This is a genomic window from Streptomyces sp. NPDC060002 (genome assembly GCF_042737245.1).
Taxonomy (GTDB): domain Bacteria; phylum Actinomycetota; class Actinomycetes; order Streptomycetales; family Streptomycetaceae; genus Streptomyces.
Genome location: NZ_JBHWUW010000034.1, coordinates 49,616 through 67,042, shown reverse-complemented (window position 1 = coordinate 67,042; position 17,427 = coordinate 49,616). Strand labels below are relative to the sequence as shown.

Annotated in this window: 16 protein-coding genes; 6 read left to right on the top strand and 10 right to left on the bottom strand. The window is 72.4% G+C overall.

The annotated features are described in order from the left end of the window. Positions 1-9 precede the first annotated feature (9 nt). Positions 10-1,953, bottom strand: a complete 1,944-nt coding sequence (locus tag ACFWBD_RS26720) for a Xaa-Pro dipeptidyl-peptidase (RefSeq protein WP_385671666.1) — start codon at positions 1,951-1,953, stop codon at positions 10-12. Positions 1,954-2,153: 200 nt separating this feature from the next. Between ACFWBD_RS26720 and ACFWBD_RS26715 the strand changes: the two genes are divergently transcribed. Beyond that, positions 2,154-3,647 (top strand): M1 family metallopeptidase, encoded by a 1,494-nt coding sequence (locus ACFWBD_RS26715; protein WP_385671663.1) that lies wholly within the window; start codon positions 2,154-2,156, stop codon positions 3,645-3,647. Between the two features lie 107 nt (positions 3,648-3,754). After that, complete coding sequence (locus tag ACFWBD_RS26710; protein ID WP_385671659.1) at positions 3,755-3,934, top strand: hypothetical protein; 180 nt, start codon at positions 3,755-3,757, stop codon at positions 3,932-3,934. A gap of 21 nt (positions 3,935-3,955) precedes the next feature. On the opposite strand, the gene ACFWBD_RS26705 is transcribed toward ACFWBD_RS26710, so the two are convergent. From ACFWBD_RS26705 to ACFWBD_RS26695, 3 genes are read right to left on the bottom strand one after another with little or no spacing between them, the layout of a single operon-like run. Then, positions 3,956-4,945 (bottom strand): adenosine kinase, encoded by a 990-nt coding sequence (locus tag ACFWBD_RS26705; RefSeq protein ID WP_385671656.1) that lies wholly within the window; start codon positions 4,943-4,945, stop codon positions 3,956-3,958. A 5-nt stretch (positions 4,946-4,950) separates the two neighbouring features. Beyond that, a complete protein-coding gene (locus ACFWBD_RS26700) occupies positions 4,951-5,433 on the bottom strand; it encodes a macro domain-containing protein (RefSeq protein ID WP_385671653.1) in 483 nt (160 codons plus the stop codon). Positions 5,434-5,475: 42 nt separating this feature from the next. Then, on the bottom strand, positions 5,476-6,951 hold the full coding sequence (locus ACFWBD_RS26695; RefSeq protein WP_385671650.1) for an amino acid permease: 1,476 nt from the start codon (positions 6,949-6,951) through the stop codon (positions 5,476-5,478). Positions 6,952-7,170: 219 nt separating this feature from the next. Here ACFWBD_RS26695 and ACFWBD_RS26690 point away from each other — a divergent pair, with 219 nt between their 5' ends. Continuing rightward, positions 7,171-7,902 carry a MerR family transcriptional regulator gene (locus ACFWBD_RS26690; protein WP_385671647.1) on the top strand — a complete coding sequence of 244 codons (732 nt, stop codon included), beginning with the start codon at positions 7,171-7,173 and terminating at the stop codon, positions 7,900-7,902. A 12-nt stretch (positions 7,903-7,914) separates the two neighbouring features. Here ACFWBD_RS26690 and ACFWBD_RS26685 read toward each other — a convergent pair whose 3' ends face one another. The 3 genes from ACFWBD_RS26685 to ACFWBD_RS26675 are packed head-to-tail and all read right to left on the bottom strand — an operon-like array spanning position 7,915 to position 12,686. Continuing rightward, a complete protein-coding gene (locus ACFWBD_RS26685; protein ID WP_385671644.1) occupies positions 7,915-10,110 on the bottom strand; it encodes a 3-hydroxyacyl-CoA dehydrogenase NAD-binding domain-containing protein in 2,196 nt (731 codons plus the stop codon). Between the two features lie 41 nt (positions 10,111-10,151). After that, positions 10,152-11,366, bottom strand: coding sequence for an acetyl-CoA C-acetyltransferase (locus ACFWBD_RS26680; RefSeq protein WP_385671641.1), 1,215 nt, complete (start codon positions 11,364-11,366; stop codon positions 10,152-10,154). A 39-nt stretch (positions 11,367-11,405) separates the two neighbouring features. Next, complete coding sequence (locus tag ACFWBD_RS26675) at positions 11,406-12,686, bottom strand: CaiB/BaiF CoA transferase family protein (protein WP_385671638.1); 1,281 nt, start codon at positions 12,684-12,686, stop codon at positions 11,406-11,408. 186 nt (positions 12,687-12,872) lie between these two features. On the opposite strand from ACFWBD_RS26675, the gene ACFWBD_RS26670 reads away from it, so the two are divergent. Next, positions 12,873-14,045, top strand: a complete 1,173-nt coding sequence (locus tag ACFWBD_RS26670; RefSeq protein WP_385671635.1) for a saccharopine dehydrogenase family protein — start codon at positions 12,873-12,875, stop codon at positions 14,043-14,045. A gap of 25 nt (positions 14,046-14,070) precedes the next feature. Here ACFWBD_RS26670 and mmpA read toward each other — a convergent pair whose 3' ends face one another. After that, positions 14,071-14,217 carry a morphogenic membrane protein MmpA gene (mmpA, locus tag ACFWBD_RS26665; RefSeq protein WP_020129438.1) on the bottom strand — a complete coding sequence of 49 codons (147 nt, stop codon included), beginning with the start codon at positions 14,215-14,217 and terminating at the stop codon, positions 14,071-14,073. A 244-nt stretch (positions 14,218-14,461) separates the two neighbouring features. On the opposite strand from mmpA, the gene ACFWBD_RS26660 reads away from it, so the two are divergent. Further along, on the top strand, positions 14,462-14,650 hold the full coding sequence (locus tag ACFWBD_RS26660; protein ID WP_385671632.1) for a hypothetical protein: 189 nt from the start codon (positions 14,462-14,464) through the stop codon (positions 14,648-14,650). Here ACFWBD_RS26660 and ACFWBD_RS26655 read toward each other — a convergent pair. Further along, positions 14,626-15,321 carry an endonuclease V gene (locus tag ACFWBD_RS26655; protein ID WP_385671629.1) on the bottom strand — a complete coding sequence of 232 codons (696 nt, stop codon included), beginning with the start codon at positions 15,319-15,321 and terminating at the stop codon, positions 14,626-14,628. The genes ACFWBD_RS26660 and ACFWBD_RS26655 overlap by 25 nt on opposite strands. A gap of 195 nt (positions 15,322-15,516) precedes the next feature. Then, positions 15,517-16,647 carry a WD40/YVTN/BNR-like repeat-containing protein gene (locus tag ACFWBD_RS26650; RefSeq protein ID WP_385671626.1) on the bottom strand — a complete coding sequence of 377 codons (1,131 nt, stop codon included), beginning with the start codon at positions 16,645-16,647 and terminating at the stop codon, positions 15,517-15,519. Between the two features lie 284 nt (positions 16,648-16,931). Here ACFWBD_RS26650 and ACFWBD_RS26645 point away from each other — a divergent pair, with 284 nt between their 5' ends. Beyond that, positions 16,932-17,291 carry an SsgA family sporulation/cell division regulator gene (locus ACFWBD_RS26645; protein ID WP_385671736.1) on the top strand — a complete coding sequence of 120 codons (360 nt, stop codon included), beginning with the start codon at positions 16,932-16,934 and terminating at the stop codon, positions 17,289-17,291. Positions 17,292-17,427: the final 136 nt, after the last annotated feature.

Sequence of the window (17,427 nt, the reverse complement as noted above, 5' to 3'; positions counted from 1 at the left end):
CTCGCGGTGTTACGGGACGCGGTACGTGTGGTGCGGTGTCCGTACGCCGTCCAGGGACCGGGCGTCGGGGGTGGCCGCCGCCGCTGCGGACGTGGCGCGGGCGAAGGCGTCGGCGCCTCCGACGAAGGGGACCCGGGCCGAGGTGCGGGACAGGTCCAGGGTGAGGGTGGGGGTGTCGGCGGGCGGGTCGATGAGGTCCCTGTCGGTGCCCGCGACGATCAGCGCGAGCCGGTGACCGGCCGGGACGACATGGTCGGTGGCCGCCAGGTCGAGGGTGAGGGTGTACGCCCTGCCCGGGGTGAGCGGGACGCCCTTGCCCGGGTCGGCGTAGGTGCCGAGGTCGGCCCAGCCACGGCTGACGACCGTCCGGCCGACGTCCGCGGTCCTGGCGTCGGTCTCCCTGAAGCAGGCGCTGTCGCCCGTGGTGCTCGCGCCCCAGCAGGTGCGGTCGGTGAGCGTGCTGATGCCCTCGCCGCTCGCCGCGTAGTCACGGATGGTGTCGGGGCCGAGGTCGACGAGGACGGCGGTCAGGTGGGCCGTCGCGGTGGTGGGCGTGGCGGTGACGGTGACCTGGGAGGAGCCGGACAGGCGCAGGTCCCGGGTGAGGGCTCCGGTGACGAATCCGGCCTTGTCGGGGGTCGGGGTGTCGATCTGCGCGGCCCACTCGGTCTCGCCCAGCCGCGGATCGTCGGTGAAGGCGGCGGTGCCCGTGCCCTTGCGCAGGCCGAGCGTGCCGACGCCGGGCTCGACGCCGGTGGAGGGGCGCAGGGTGGCGGTCCGGGTGCCGTGCGGCGGCCAGACGGTGGAGGTGACCCACTGGTCGGGGTGGCGTTCGATGTCGGCCACGGGTTCGCGGTCGATGCCGTTGTCGTAGCCGAGGAGTTCGTGGTCGAACCAGCGGTGCAGGGTGTCCACCCAGGCGGCGCGGCGGAAGTCGAAGGGGTCGACGTGGCCGGTCTGGGAGAGCCAGATCTTGCGCTCGACCCCGCTCTTCGCGAGGGCGTCCCACCACTGGCCGAGGTGCTTGGTGCGGACGTTGAGGTCCTGGAGGCCGTGGATGAGGAAGACGCTCGCCTTCACCCTGCGCGCGTCCGCGACGTAGTCGCGCTCGGTCCACAGCGACGTCAGGTCGCCGGTGCGCGGGGCCCCGTCGACGAGTTTCTGCTGGACGGCGGCGCACTTGGCGCGGGCTTCGGGGCTGTCGACGTAGTCGGAGAGCCAGTCGGGTCCGGAGTCGTAGAGGGGGGCGCCCTGGGCGAAGTAGTAGTCGTACCAGGAGGAGATGGCGGCGATCGGGACGATGGTCTTCAGGCCCTTCACGCCGGTGGCGGCCACGCCGTTGGCTATGGTGCCGTCCCAGCTCTTGCCGATCATGCCGGTTCTGCCGTTGGTCCAGCCCGCCTCGGCGGTCGTGGTGCCGGTGCGGGTGGTGTACGCCCTGGCGCGGCCGTTCAGCCAGTCGACGACGGCCTTGGCGGACTGGATGTCGGAGCGTCCTCCGACATCGACGCAGCCGTCGGAGCGGTTGGTGCCGGCCAGGTCGACGCCGACGAAGGCGTAGCCGCGCGGCACGAAGTAGTTGTCGTAGAACAGCGGCATCCGGACGACGTCTCCGGCGGCGTCGTACGTCTTGCGCTGGCTCTCGTTGCCGCGTCCGCAGCAGGAGTAGTACGGGCTGGCGTCCATGATGACGGGCACCTTGCGCCCCTGTGCGGCGGGTTCGCGGGGGCGGACGATGTCGACGGCGACGCGGTCCGCCTTCCCGTCGCTGTCGCCGTCGAGTCCGGTGTCCACCCAGACGGCCTCGCGGATGGCGTTCTCGTAGGAGTGGACGGGCCGGCTCTCGCGCGGGGCGCCGTGGGCCGCGGCCGGGGTGAGGAAGGCGGCCACCAGGAGGGTGACGGTGGCGGTCGCGAGCGGTCTCCAGATCGTGAAGCGCATGCGTGTCGGCATGCGCGGGACGGTACCCGGGTCAACTCCCGCGCAGAAGAGGGCAGCTGTGGGTCCGCTGTGGCCGGAACACGTCCCCGGGGTGGGCCGGCCGTGACGGCCGAATGGCGATCGTGTGACAGGGGCGGCGGTGGGCAGGCCCTGGGACACAGGGAGTCAATAGGCTCCGAACAGACCGCGTGACTCTACGACTTGGAGCTTTCGTGCACCGCAGAATCATCGCGCCGGGCGCACTCGCTGCCGCGTCCGTGTTGCTGGCGATCCCGGCATCGGCCGCGAACGCCTCCCCCGGCGCCCCGGGCATCGGCGACCCCTACTACCCGGCGTACGGCAACGGCGGATACGACGTCTCCCACTACGACCTGCGGCTGAAGTACCAACCGGCCACGGACGAGCTGGAGGGGACGGCGACGATCCTGGCGAAGACCACGCAGGACCTGTCCCGGTTCGACCTGGACTTCCTGCTGGACGTGAGCGAGGTACGGGTCAACGGCGCCGTGGCGGCGTTCACGACCTCGGGCGAGCACGAGCTGGAGATCACGCCGAAGACGCCGCTGGCGAAGGGCGCGACGGTCACGGTCGTGGTGCGGTACAGCGGGATCCCGTCGTCGAAACAGGCATACGGCTTCACCAGTTGGCACCGCACCGCGGACGGCGGGGTCGGCGCCAACGAGCCCGAGGCGGCCTGGTGGTGGTTCCCCGGCAACGACCACCCGCTCGACAAGGCCACCTACGACGTGTCGGTGCTGGTGCCCGACGGCTCGCAGGCCATCTCCAACGGCACCCTGCAGTCGACGAGTTCACGGCTGGGCTGGACCCGCTACAACTGGCGTTCCGACAAGCCCCAGGCCACCTATCTGGCCACCCTCGCCGTCGGGAGGTTCGACATCACCACCGGGACGACCGAGAGCGGCATCCCGGTCGTCAGCGCCTACAGCAAGGACCTGGGCGACAACGCCGGCGCCGCGCGGGCGAGCATCGAGCGGACCGGGGAGATCGCCGACTGGCTGAGCGGGTACTTCGGGCCGTATCCCTTCAACGCGCTCGGCGGGTACGTGCCGAACACGAACACCGGATACGCGCTGGAGACGCAGACCCGGCCCTTCTACAGCCCCCGGCAGTTCGCGAACGGCTCCAACGTCTCCGTGGTGGTGCACGAGTTGGCCCACCAGTGGTACGGCGACCACGTGTCCGTGGCGGGGTGGAAGGACATCTGGCTCAACGAGGGCTTCGCCCGGTACGCGCAGTGGCTGTGGTCCGAGCACGAGGGCGAGGGCACCGCGCAGGAGCTCGCGGACTACGTGTACGCCTCGCACCCGGCCGACGACGCGTTCTGGACGGTGAAGCCCGGCGACCCGGGCGCCGCGAACCAGTTCGACATCGCCGTCTACGACCGGGGCGCACTGGCGGTCCAGGCGCTGCGCAACGAGATCGGCGACGACGCCTTCTTCGCCGTCCTCAAGGGCTGGCCGCAGAAGTACGCGTACGGCAACGCGAGCGTCGTCGACTTCCAGAAGTACGCCGAGCAGGTCTCCGGCAGGCGACTGGGCGCCCTGTTCGACTCCTGGCTGCTCCAGCCGGCGAAGCCGGCGGCACCCGCGGCGAGGACGGCGTCGATCGCGAAGGCACCGGCCGCTCCCGTACAGCCGAAGTCCTGGAAGAAGATCGCGGCGACGAACGACGTGCACGAGCACTGAGCCCGGTACCCCGGCCTCCCCACTGCGCGTTCCGAACTCCTGTCTGACCCGAGGCGGCTTTGGGTAGCAAGCCGTGCAGACATCGTGAAGCGAGTGGGGAGAGGTCCGTGGCGGGTACGCAGAACAGCAATGAGGGCCTGGGGCTGTGGAGAGTGCTGCCGCTGATCGGGGCGGTGGTTCTGGCCATCGGCCTGATCGGCCAGGTGCCGCTGCTGACCCTGTCGGGCGCGGTCGTCACCCTCGTCGGGGTGATCGGACTCACCGCTGCGAGGCGCAAGCAGAGGTGACCGCCCCCGGGCCCGGCCCGGCTACCGCGGGATCGTCGCCGCCCGGGTCAGGAGTGCGTCGCGCGACACGGCGGCGCTCTCCGTGGCCGGCACCGTGCAGGCGTACGCCCCGGCCAGGGCGCCGTACTCGGCGCACCGGTGCGGCGGCTCGCCGCCGAGACGGCCGAAGAGGAAGGCGGACGCGAAGGCGTCCCCCGCGCCGTTGGAGTCGACCACCGGACCGGGCGGGACCGCGGCCGGGACGTGGGTCAGCTCGCCGTCGGCGAGCAGATACGCGCCCTTGGCGCCGGCCGTGCCGACGACCACCTCGGCGCGGCCCCGCCCGGCGATGCGGCGCATCGTCGTCTCCGGGTCGGTCAGGGCGGTCACGGAGACGAAGACGACGTCCGCCTCGTAGGCGAACGCCTCGTGGTAGGGATTCTCCCCGTCCCAGTTGTGCAGGTCCGTGGAGATGCCGACGCCCGCCTCGCGCAGTACGGGCAGGGCCTCGGCGCAGGGGTGGGTGATGGACACGTGCGCGTGGCGGCTCGCGGCGGCCAGGCTCCGCAGGGTGTCCTCGGGGAAGCGGTCGTCCGGGCGCCCGCGGCTGTTGTCGTACAGCGACAGCCGCCGCCCGTCCGGGCCGACCAGGTTGACCGCCCGCTTGGTCCCGGCGGGCTGCGGGACGGCGGTGAGGGCGATGTCCTTGTCCCGGTGCAGGGCGCGGACCAGGTCTCCCTCGGGGTCGTCGCCCAGGAAGTCGAGATGGTGGGTGCGCAGCCCGAGGGCGGCGAGGCCCAGGGCGACGAAGTCGCCGGTCTGTCCGGCGCGGGCGCGGATCCCGCTGTCGATCATGTAGCTGTCGGCGTACGGGAGCGGCAGCTCCGGTACGTACACGATCGTGTCCACGCCCGCCCCGCCCAGGACCAGGACGTCGATGCCGTCGGCGTGCTCGACGTTGTCGGCACTCGTGTTGTCGGTGCTCGTGTCGTCGGTGCTCGTGTTCTCGCTGGTCTCGTCGTCGGCGCGCATGTGCGCTACCCCTCCCCGTGGTCGTACACCGTCACCGCGACGCCCCGCTCGACCAGCCGCTCGGTGACGAGCGGTGCGACGCGGGACCACTTGCCGCCGGCCAGCCCGCAGCCTATCCGGGGCATGTGCACCGACGCGCCGAGTTCGATGGCGTGGTCGGCCAGGCGGGCCAGCGCGGTGTCGATGGCCGGGTAGCGCACGGGGACGCCCTTGCTGCCGGTGCGCATGCCGCGCTGGCCGATCATGTTGGCGACCCAGAGGTCGGGCCTGACCCGGACGAGCTGGAGTGCGCCCAGGCCGAAGTCGTTCGCGGCGCGCTCGCGGTGCCAGGCCCGGTAGGCGGCCTCCGGCTCCGGCCAGCGGCGGGACAGCGCCAGGACGAAGCCCCTGCCCCATCCCCCGAGGTCGTTGCAGACATGGGCGATCACCTTGACGCCCTTCACCGACGGGACGGTGGCGTCACCCCGGACATAAGTGATCTCCGACATGACGCCACCGTAGGCGATGCCACTGACAGTGGCTCCGACCTGCTACTTCGTGGGCCCGGACAGCTCCGTCAGTTCGGCGTCCGCCGCCTTGGACACCCTGCTGCGGACCGCGTACCAGCCGCCGACCAGGGCGACCGCGATCACCGGGATCAGCAGCAGCGTCTTACGGCCGACCCCGGGGTCGTTCCCCATCAGGCCGAGGACGGCGACCAGGAAGGCGATCGTGACGATCTCCGTGACCGGGCTGCCGGGGAGCCGGAAGTCGGGACGGGTGACGAGGCCCGCCTTGGCACGCCGGACGAAGACCAGGTGGCAGACCATGATGATCACCCAGGTGCTGATGATGCCGAGGGAGGCGATGTTCAGCACGATCTCGAAGGCCTGGCTGGGCATGAGGAAGTTCAGGCCGACGCCGAGGACGCAGACACCGCAGGTCAGCAGGATGCCGCCGTAGGGGACCTGGCTGCGGTTCATCCGTGCGGTGAACTTCGGGGCCGAGCCCGCCATGGCCATCGAGCGCAGGATGCGGCCGGTGGAGTACAGGCCGGAGTTCAGGGAGGACATGGCGGCCGTGAGGACCACCAGGTTCATCACGTCGCCGGCGCCCGGGACGCCGATCTTCGACAGGACGGTCACGAAGGGGCTCTCGTCGGCCGAGTAGGCCGAGCCGGGCAGCAGCAGAGCGAGCAGGACGACGGAGCCGACGTAGAAGAGGCCGACGCGCCACATGATCGAGTTCACCGCGCGCGGGACGATCTTCTCCGGCTCGGAGGTCTCGCCCGCGGCGACGCCTACCAGCTCAAGCGCGGCGTACGCGAAGATCACGCCCTGCATGACGAGGACGACCGGCATCATGCCGTGCGGGAGGAGGCCGCCGTGCTCCGTGATCACGCTCGGGCCGGGCGTCTGCCCGCCCACCGGGTGCTGGGTGGCGAGCAGGAAGATGCCGACGCACATGAAGGCGACCAGGGTGGCGACCTTGACGATCGCGAACCAGAACTCCATCTCGCCGAAGATCTTCACCGAGATCAGGTTCACCGCCAGCACGACCGCGAGGGCGATGAGCGCGAGCACCCACTGGGGGATGCTCGTGAACATGCTCCAGTAGTGCGTGTACAGCGCGATCGCGGTGATGTCGGCGATGCCGGTCGTCGACCAGTTCAGGAAGTACATCCAGCCGGCGACATAGGCGCCCTTCTCACCGAGGAACTCGCGCGCGTAGGACACGAAGGAGCCGGAGGAGGGCCGGTAGAGGACCAGCTCGCCGAGGGCGCGGACCACGAAGAAGGCGAAGACGCCGCAGACGAGGTAGGCGAGCGCGAGGGCCGGGCCGGCGTGGTGCAGACGTCCTCCGGCGCCCAGGAAGAGGCCGGTGCCGATGGCACCGCCGATGGCGATCATGTTGACGTGGCGGTGCTTGAGGTCCTTGCTGTAGCCGGCGTCGCCCGCGTCCGCGGGTGTCGCGGTCGCCTGGGGGTGGGCGGCGACTTCGGCCGTGCGCAGGCTGTCCTTGCTCACGGGTGGTACCACTCTCTGGTGCGCCCGGGCGGGGTACGCCCGGGTGTCCGTACGGTCGTGGCCCGCGGCTCCCGGGTAGGGGCACAGACCAGGGCAGCACCTTTCCAGCGGCACCGGCGATCATGCGGTGGTCCATGTCACAGCGCGTCGCTTCTCACACGGCGCCCACCGGGGGCCGACCGGTTTCACCGCACCGGCGTGACAGCGATACTGCTGCACATGACGATCGAGACCGAGGAGCCGGCCCTCACGGTCGACGAGCTGGCCGCCCGGGCGGGGGTCACAGTACGGACGGTGCGCTTCTACGGCACCAAGGGACTGCTGCCGCCGCCGGTCATCGGTCCGCGCCGGGTGGGGCACTACGGTCCCGGGCATCTCGCGCGCCTGGCGCTGATCGAGGAGCTGCGCCGGCAGGGCCTGACGCTGGCGGCGATCGAACGCTATCTGGACCGGCTGCCGCCCGGTCTCGACGCGCATGACCTCGCCGTGCACCGGGCCGTGGTGGCCTCGTGGGCGCCGGACGCCGTGGAGACGGTGCCGCGGGAGGAGCTCCAGCGGCGGGCCGGGCGGGCGCTCAGCGAGGAGGACGTGGACCGGCTCGCCGCGATGGGCGTGCTGGGCGCCGGCGCCGGTGACCCGGCCGACGAGGACGGGTACCGCGTCGACGCGGGGCTGCTGCGGCTGGGGGTGCGGCTCCTCGACGTGCCACTGTCACCGGAGGCGATCCTCGCGGCCCGGACCGTCCTCCTCGACCACGCGCGCGCCGCGGCCCACGAGCTGTCGCGGCTGCTGCGCGAGGAGGTGCCGGAGCGCGACGCGCAGGCGGTGAGGTCACTGTCGGCGCACATGCAGCCCCTGGTCGTCCAGGCGCTGCTGACGGCCTTCCAGCGGTCGCTGACGGAGGAGCTGCGGGAGTGGCTCGGGGAGCCGCCTGCGGACGGCTCCCCGTGACGGTCCGGTGGCTCAGCGCCCGTCGGTGAAGGTCTCCCCCCGCTCCGCCTTCTCCACCAGCAGCGCGGGCGGGGTGAAGCGGTCGCCGTAGCGCTCGGCGAGCTGACGCGCGCGTGCCACGAACGCGGGGAGCCCGTTGCCCGCCTCGGGGCCGCCCTCGTAGCCGTTGACGTACTGGAGGACGCCGCCGGTCCAGCCGGGGAAGCCGATACCGAAGAGGGAGCCGATGTTGGCGTCCGCGACGGATGTCAGGACACCCTCTTCGAGGAGCCTGACGGTGTCGAGGGCCTCGGCGAAGAGCATGCGTTCCTGCATGTCCCGGAAGGGGATCTCGGCGTCCGCGCGCGTGAAGTGCTCGCGCAGGCCCGGCCACAGCCCCGTCCGCCCGCCGTCCTCGCCGTACTCGTAGAAGCCGGCGCCCCCGCTGCGGCCGGTGCGGCCGAACTCGTCGACCATGCGGTCGATCACGGCCTCGGCGGGGTGGCCGGGCCAGACACCGCCCGCCTCCTCCACGGCCCGCCTGGATTCGTTGCGGATCTTGCGCGGGAGGGTGAGCGTCAGTTCGTCCATGAGGGACAGGACCTTGGCCGGGTAGCCCGCCTGGGCCGCCGCCTGCTCCACGGACGCGGGCTCGATGCCCTCGCCGACCATGGCGACACCCTCGTTGATGAAGTGGCCGATCACCCGTGAGGTGAAGAAGCCGCGCGAGTCGTTGACGACGATCGGCGTCTTCTTGATCTGCCGGACCAGGTCGAAGGCGCGCGCGAGCGCTTCGTCGCCGGTGCGCTCGCCCTTGATGATCTCGACGAGCGGCATCTTGTCCACGGGCGAGAAGAAGTGCAGCCCGACGAAGTCGTCCTGGCGCTCGACGCCTTCGGCGAGGGCGGTGATCGGCAGGGTGGAGGTGTTGGAGCAGAGCAGGGCGTCGGCGTCGACGACCTGCTCGATCTCCTGGAACACCTTGTGCTTGAGGGCGGTGTCCTCGAAGACGGCCTCGATCACCGCGTCGCAGCCGGCCAGGTCCTGGGGGTCGGCGGTGGGCGTGATGCGGGCGAGCAGCGCGTCCGCCTTCTCCTGGGTCGTACGGCCCCGGGAGACGGCCTTGGCGCACAGCTTCTCGGAGTAGGCCCTGCCCTTGAGGGCGGCCTCCAGGGAGACGTCCTTCAGGACGACGTCGATGCCCGCGCGGGCGCACGAGTAGGCGATACCAGCACCCATCATCCCGGCGCCCAGGACGGCCACCCTGCGGACCTGGCGGGGCGCGACGCCCTGGGGGCGGCTGACGCCGGAGTTGACGGCCTGGAGGTCGAAGAAGAACGCCTGGATCATGTTCTTCGACGTCTGCCCGGCGGCCAGTTCGACGAAGTATCGGGCCTCGATGACCTGCGCGGTGTCGAAGTCGACCTGGGCGCCCTCGACGGCCGCGGCGAGGATGTTCCGCGGAGCCGGATAGGGGGCGCCGTTGGTCTCCTTGCGCAGGCTGGCCGGGAACGCGGGCAGGTTGGCGGCGAACCGGGGGTTCGACGGGGTGCCGCCCGGGATGCGGTAGCCCGGCCTGTCCCAGGGCTGCTGCGACTCGGGGTTCGCGTCGATGAAGGCGCGGGCCTTGGCGAGCAGTTCGTCGGGCGAGGCGGCGACCTCGTCGACCAGGCCGTTCTCCAGGGCTCGCCGCGGGCTGTACTGGGTGCCCTTGAGCAGGACCTTGAGGAGGGCGTCGGTGATGCCCAGCAGCCGGACCGTACGCACGACACCGCCGCCGCCGGGGAGCAGGCCGAGGGTGACCTCGGGGCAGCCGATCTTCGAGCCGGGCGCGTCCAGGGCGACGCGGTGGTGGCAGGCGAGGGCGAGCTCGAAGCCGCCGCCGAGGGCCGCGCCGTTCAGGGCGGCGACGACCGGCTTGCCGAGGGTCTCGATACGGCGGAGGTTGCGCTTGATCTCCAGTCCGCCGTCCAGCAGCTCCTGGGCCGTCCCCGGGGTGACGCGGATGAGGTCGCGCAGGTCGCCGCCGGCGAAGAACGTCTTCTTCGCGGAGGTGAGGATGATGCCCCGAATGGAGTCCTTCTCGGCCTCCAGACGGTCGGTGACCGCGGCGAGGGAGGCCCGGAAGGCCGCGTTCATGGTGTTCGCGGACTGGTCGGGGTCGTCGAGGACGAGGGTGACGAGGCCGGTGCGGTCCTGTTCCCAGCGGATGGTGGTGCTCTGTGTCATGACGGGGTCTCCGTTGAAGTCTGTGAGTTCCGCTGGGGTGGTCAGACGCGCTCGACGATGGTGGCGATGCCCATGCCGCCGCCGACGCAGAGGGTGGCGAGGCCGTAGCGCTTGTCCTGGCGCTCCAGTTCGTCGACGAGCGAGCCGAGGATCATCGCGCCGGTGGCGCCGAGCGGATGGCCGAGGGCGATGGCGCCGCCGTTGACGTTGACCTTGTCCAGCGACAGGCCCATGTCCTTGACGAAGCGCAGGACGACCGCCGCGAAGGCCTCGTTGATCTCGACCAGGTCGATGTCGTCGATGGTCAGGCCGGCCTTGGCGAGGGCCTTGCGGGTGGCGGGCGCGGGGCCGGTGAGCATGATCGTCGGCTCGGAGCCGGAGACCGCCGCGGAGACGATCCGCGCGCGCGGGGTGAGCCCGTGGCGCTCGCCGACCTCCTTGGAGCCGATCGCGACCAGGGAGGCGCCGTCGACGATGCCGGAGGAGTTGCCCGCGTGGTGGACGTGGTCGATCTTCTCCACCCAGTGGTACTTCTGGAGCGCCACCGCGTCGAAGCCGCCCAGCTCGCCGATGTCGGCGAAGGAGGGCTTCAGCCTGCCGAGCGAGTCGGCGGTGGTGCCGGGGCGCGGGTGTTCGTCGTGGTCCAGGACGACGAGGCCGCTGCGGTCCTTCACCGGCACCACGGAGCGGTCGAAGCGGCCCTCCTTCCAGGCCGTCGCCGCGCGCTCCTGCGAGAGGGCCGCGTACTCGTCGACATCGCGCCGGGAGAAGCCCTCGATGGTGGCGATGAGGTCGGCGCCGATGCCCTGCGGCACGAAGTTGACGGTCAGGTTGGTCATCGGGTCGTTGAACCAGGCTCCTCCGTCCGAGGCCATCGGCACCCGGGACATCGACTCCACCCCGCCCGCCAGGACGAGGTCCTCCCAGCCCGAACGGACCTTCATGGCGGCCAGGTTGACGGCCTCCAGACCCGAGGCGCAGAAGCGGTTCTCCTGCACGCCCGCCACGGTGTCCGGCAGTCCGGCCGCGAGCGCGGCGATGCGCGCGATGTCGGAGCCCTGGTCGCCCACGGGGCCGACGACGCCGAGCACGATGTCGTCGATGGCGGCCGGGTCGAGGCCGGGGAAGCGGCTGCGGAGCTCGTGGATGAGGCCGACGACCAGATCGATGGGCTTCGTCCCGTGCAGGGCGCCGTTCGCCTTGCCGCGCCCGCGCGGGGTGCGGATCGCGTCGTACACGTACGCTTCGGTGCTCACTGGTAAGCCTTTCGGGAGGGTGGGCCGTGCGGGGCGGGGTCAGTCGCCCTGGTGCGGAATGTCCTTCACAGGGGTCGCCGCTGTGGTCTGCGCGGTGGTCTGCGCGGCGGTCGTCGCTGTTGTCTGCGCGGTGGTCTGCGCTTGCGCCCCGGCAGAGGTTCCCGCCGCGATCTCGGCGGGCGTGTTCCCAAGGTCTGCCGCAAGTCCCGGTATGTCCCAGTCACGGGCCACCTCGCGGGTGTCGGCGCCGGGTCGCGCGGGCCCGGTGCGGACGGTTGTGGGCGTCGCGGAGAAGCGGGGCGCGGGGGCCGGCTGGGTGATGCCACCGTGCTCGGTGAAGGTGCCGCGGGCCGCGAGATGCGGGTGGCGCGGGGCCTCACGCAGCGACAGCACGGGCGCCACACACGCGTCGGAACCGTCGAAACGGGCCGTCCACTCGTCCCGGGTGCGGGACCTGAAGCGGGCGGCGACGGCCTCGCGCAGCTCTCCCCAGCGCGTCCAGTCCGTGCGCGCCTCGCGGAGGTCCTCGAGACCGAGGAGGTCCACGAAAGCGTCGTAGAACTGCGGCTCCAGGGCGCCGACGGCCATGTACCCGCCGTCGGCGGTCTCGTAGGTGCCGTAGTACGGGCAGCCGCCGTCGAGCAGGTTGGCGGCGCGCCGGTCCTGCCAGCCGCCGGCCGAGAGCATGCCGTGGATCATCGCGGAGAGATGCGCGGTGCCGTCGACGATGGCCGCGTCGACGACCTGGCCGGTGCCGCTCACGCGCGCGTGGTGCAGGGCGGCGAGGACGCCGACGACCAGGTAGAGGGAGCCTCCCGCGTAGTCCCCCAGCAGGTTGGCGGGGACGGGCGGCGGCCGGTCCGGGGCGCCGATCATGCCGAGCGCGCCGGTGACGGCGATGTAGGAGACGTCGTGACCGGCGCGGGCGGCGAGGGGGCCGTCCTGGCCCCAGCCGGTCATCCGGCCGTAGACCAGACGGGGGTTGCGGGCGTGGCAGTCCCCGGGGCCAACGCCCAGGCGCTCGGCGACACCCGGCCTGTTGCCCTCGATGAGCACGTCGGCGCGGGCGGCGAGGTCGAGCACGCGCGCGGGGCCGTCAGGCGCCTTGAGGTCGACGATCACCGAGCGCTTGTTGCGGTTGGTGATGTCGTGGGCGGGATCGATGGCCAGAGCGGAGCCGCCCGGGCGGTCCACGCGGACGACGTCGGCGCCCAGGTCGGCCAGCAGCATGCCGGCGAAGGGGCCGGGGCCGATCCCGGCGAGTTCCACCACGCGCACGCCCGCCAGCGGGCCGTGCCCGGCCGTCCGTCCCGTCGTCATCCAGCCCCCTTGCTGTGACACAACCGATGTAACACCAGTGATGCTAAGAACGTGTTCCAGTGGGCACAAGAGGTGAGCGAGCAAGCGCTTAGACACTTTAGGGGCACCTGCCGTCGGCCTCCGCACCGCTCACGCTAGCCTCAGCCACCGACAGCGGCGCGGGCTGCACGACGGCGAGGGGATGTCATGAGCAGGCTGAAAAGGCTGGACCGTCCGTACGACATCGTGCTCTTCGGGGCCACCGGCTTCGTGGGCACGCTCACCGCGGAGTACCTCGCCGCCCACGCGCCCGCCGGTCTGCGCTGGGCGATCGCAGGCCGGAGCCAGGAGAAGCTGGAGCGGCTGCGCGAGCGGCTCGGCGGGGACGTCGGCGTGCTGCGGGCCGACGTCTCGGACCCGGCGTCCCTGCGCGCCCTCGCGGAGCACGCGCGCGTGGTGGCCACGACGGTGGGTCCGTACGTGTCGTACGGCGAGGAACTCGTGGCGGCCTGCGCGGACACCGGCGCCGACTACCTCGACCTGACCGGTGAGCCGGAGTTCGTGGACCTGATGTACGTCCGGCACGACGCACGCGCGCGTGAGACGGGTGCGCGGCTGCTCCATGCGTGCGGCTTCGACTCCGTCCCGCACGACCTGGGCGCGTACTTCACCGTCCGACAGCTTCCGGAGGGAGTGCCCCTGACCGTGGACGGCTTCGTGACCGTCGACGCCACCTTCTCGGGCGGCACCCTCGCCTCCGCGCTGGGCCAGTTCGCGCGCGGCCGGCAGTTGCTGGCCGCCGCGCGGGAGCGCGGCCGGCACGAACCGCGGCTGATGGGCCGCCGGGCCGCCGCACCGGTGGGCGCGCCCCGGTTCGCCCCTGAGGTCGGCGCCTGGGCGCTGCCGTTGCCGACCATCGACCCGCAGATCGTGCTGCGGTCGGCGAGGGCGTTGCCGCGCTACGGGCCCGACTTCCGCTACCGGCACTACGCGGCCGTACGGCGGCTGCCCGTCGCCCTGGGCGGGGTCGCGGCGGTCGGCACGCTCGCCGCGGCGGCCCAGCTGCCGCCCGCACGGCGCTGGCTGTCGGACCGGCTCAGGCCCGGAGAGGGGCCCAGCGCGCAGAAGCGGGCGCGCAGCTGGTTCTCGGTGCGGTTCGTCGGCGAGGGCGGCGGGCGGCGGGTGTGCACCGAGGTCGCGGGCGGCGACCCCGGCTACGACGAGACGGCGAAGATGTTCGCCGAGGCGGCGCTGGCCCTGGCCTGCGACGACCTCCCGCCGACCGCGGGGCAGGTGACGACGGCGGTGGCGATGGGCGACGCGCTGACCGGACGGTTGACCCGGGCGGGTGTCCGCTTCCGCGTCGCGGCGCGCCGCTGACCGTCCCCGTGCCGTGTCCGCGGCCTCAGACGGGCCACTGGACCAGCGTGTAGATCATGCCGGCGATCCAGCCGACGCCCGCCAGGACGGCGAGGATCAGCGCGGCGTTCACGGCACGCTCGACGGGCCGGTTCGGGTCGGCGAGGGGCTTCGGGGCACGGTGCGTGGTCATGGGCCCAGCCTGACGGGCGGAGGAGGGGCGCACATCAGTACGGGTACTCAGACGACGTACTCAGCAGGCGTGGCCGGGCGGCCTGCTCGCACGTGCGTGTGCGCTCTCCGCCCCTCGCCCGCACCCCGATTCGAGACCCGCCGCGCCGCTCCCCCGGTGGTTCATGGGCGCTCCGGTCGCAAAGTGCCGACGAGCACTTCGATGAAGCGATCGAAGCGCCTGATCGGCACGGAAGGGGAGCAGTATGAAGTTCGTTCTCGAAGTCACCGTGGACGAGGGCGCGTTGGCCCAGGACCCGGTGGGTGAGCTGGGCCGCGTCCTGCGCTACCGGGGCGGCAACCCGAAGCACTGCGCCCTGGAGGCCGGGGACGGATCGGCGGCCCACGACTGCGCGTACCAGGAGGTCGGTCAGTGGCGGGTGGTCGCCTCCTGAAGGGCCCGCCGGCACAGCGCGTCCGCCCTCCGGGTCGTTTCCGGGAGACGGAACCGCGGGGTGAGGGCGAGGGTGTGGGCACAGGCGTCGTCCAGGCTGACGCGGTGGCCGACGGACACGAAGACCGGTTTCACACCCGTCCGCGTACGTAGCGCGCGCCCCACCTCGTCGTCGCCCGCCAGCAGCGGGGACGCCGATCCGCGCGGGGCGTCGGGGTCGTCGTACGCGAAGGTGAACGGGTTCTTGGCGACGCCGATCGTGGGCAGTCCGGTGAGGACGCCCAGGTGGCTGGCGAGACCGAAGCGGCGCGGGTGGGCCAGGCCGTAGCCGTCGCAGACGACCAGGCCGGGCGGCCGGGGCAGGGCGTCCAGGGCGGCGAGCACGGTGGGGATCTCGCGGAAGGCCAGCAGCCCGGGCACGTACGGGAAGGAGATCCGCCCGACGGCGGTGGCCTCGGCGACGACTTCCAGGCTCGCCGCGTCCAGCACGACGGCCGCCGCCGCGACGACGTCCCGCTCGTCGTCGTAGGCGACGTCGACGCCCGTCACGTACCCCGTCCCGGGTGGCGGCCCGGACTCGTCGAGCACCACCCGGGCCCGCAGCTCGTCCTGGACGGCGCGGGCCGCTTCCTCGGTCGCGGGCCAGCCCGCCGGAATGTCTACGGTCGTCATCGTGGGGACGAGCGTACGGCTCCCGGGGGCGGGCCCGCGACGGTGTTCCGGCGCGGACACGTCAGCTCTGGTGGTCCCCGCGAGCCCTTGCCCGACCGCCGGCCGTCCCGCTCGCCGGACGGCAGGTCCCGGGTGGAGGTCGCCCACGCCGCCCACGGCCTTCGGGTTCGCGCCCATGGTCACCCCGAAGGCGGCTCAGCTCTCCAGACGTGCCACGCGCCCCTGTTCGCCGGCGGCCCAGCAGCCGAGGTCGGGGGTGCAGTCCACGGTGTCGTACGAGCCCGTGTCGAGGGTGCGCCAGGTGCGGCCGGCGTCGGTGGTCAGGTCGGTGCCGGTGGGCCCGACGGCGAGGGCGGCGGAGCGGCTGTGCGGGAGCCAGGCGACCCCGGAGCGGTAGGCGGGCGGCGGCGTGGCGGCCGGCCGCCAGGTGCGGCCCGCGTCGCCGGTCGTCGCGGCCGCCCGCGGGGAGGGCTGGTCGGCGCGGTAGTCGCCGCCGACGGCGAGGCCGTGGGTGCGGTCGCGGAGGGCGACGGCGAAGACACCGCGCGCGGGGTCACCCGCGGGGATCGGGGTGTCGGCGGCCGTCCACGTCAGTCCGCGGTCGGACGAGTGCAGCACACGCGCGCGTGCGGCTCCGCCGGTGGCCAGCCAGACGTCCTTCGTCCCGGAGGCGACCAGGCACTGGCCACTGGCCGCGAAGCCCGCCTCGCCGTCCAGGGCGGCCGGCATGCCCTCGTTCGGCAGCACCTTCCAGGAGCGGCCCCCGTCGCCGGTCGACAGGATGCGGAATCTGCCGTCCACCGGGTCGCTCACGGCGAGGCCGTGGCGGCGGTCGAAGAAGGTCATGCAGTCGTAGAAGGCGTGGGCGTCGGTGTTGCGGAAGGACTCCGTCCAGGTCGTCCCGCCGTCCTCGGTGCGGTACACGCGCGACGCCTCGCCCTCGCCGATCGCGAGCACCACGGCGCGCCGCGCGTCGAACGCCTCGATGTCCCGGAACTGGAGGTCGGCGGCGCCGGGCGGCGAGACGTCTCGCCAGCTCCCGCCGCCGTCGGTGGTGCGCAGGACGGTGCCCCCGGTGCCGGACACCCAGGCGGTGCGCCGGTCGACCGCCGCGAGACCCCGGAACCGTACGGCGGTCGCGCCGGTGTCCTTGAGGTCCCAGTGCGGCGCCGCGGGCCCCGGGGTGTGCGCCCGGTCGGGCGGTGTGTGCGCCTGGGCGGGCAGGGCGGTCAGGAGGGCCAGTGCCGCCCCGCAGGCCGCCGCCGCCACCCGTCCGCTCCCCCGTGCTGTCCGAACCGTGCGTCGCGTCTTCCCCAAGCGCCTCATGGCGGGCGAAGCTAGCCCACGGCTTTCGGTGACGTCCAGAGGCCCGCGATCACACCGACCGCCCGGGGAGACACGGGAGGAGAGGTGAGTCACTCGCGTGCATGAAAGGCGGTGACCGAGGTCACTAGGAATGGGTGTGCACGGATCGGCCGCTTCCGGCGTCTCTTCCAGTGTCCGGACGCACCGCCCGGAAGATCGTCCCGCCGTCACGAGGGAGCAAGGCGTTGTCCACCACCGTCATCGAGCAGCCCGTAGAGGCACGTCTGGTCGCCGCCGCGCCTCGGATGCAGACCATCCCCGCCACCCTGTCCTACGACCGGCAGGACCCCTTCGCCGTCCGCATGACCTTCCCGGCTCCGGCCACCCTGGAGGGCGTCGAGGTCTGCTGGACCTTCGCCCGTGACCTGCTCGCCGCGGGCCTGCACGACGCCGAGGGCCACGGCGACGTCCGGGTGCGCCCCTACGGGTACGGCCGCACCGTGCTGGAGTTCCACGCGCCCGAGGGCACCGCGGTCGTGCACGTCCACACCGAGGAGATCCGCGACTTCCTGCGGGCCACGAGCGAACTGGTGCCCACCGGCACGGAGTACCGCCAGCTCGACCTCGACCACGACCTGCTGGAGCTGATGCGGGACGCCTGTTAATCCGTTGACAGCCCTCGCGGGCGTTCCTACCGTGTAGAACGGTTCTGTTGCCGCCGATTGGAGAAGGACGTTGCTCGTCTGAGGTCATGAGACACCGCGCCACACCTCTGGAGTGTGTGCGCCGCGTGCGACCTCG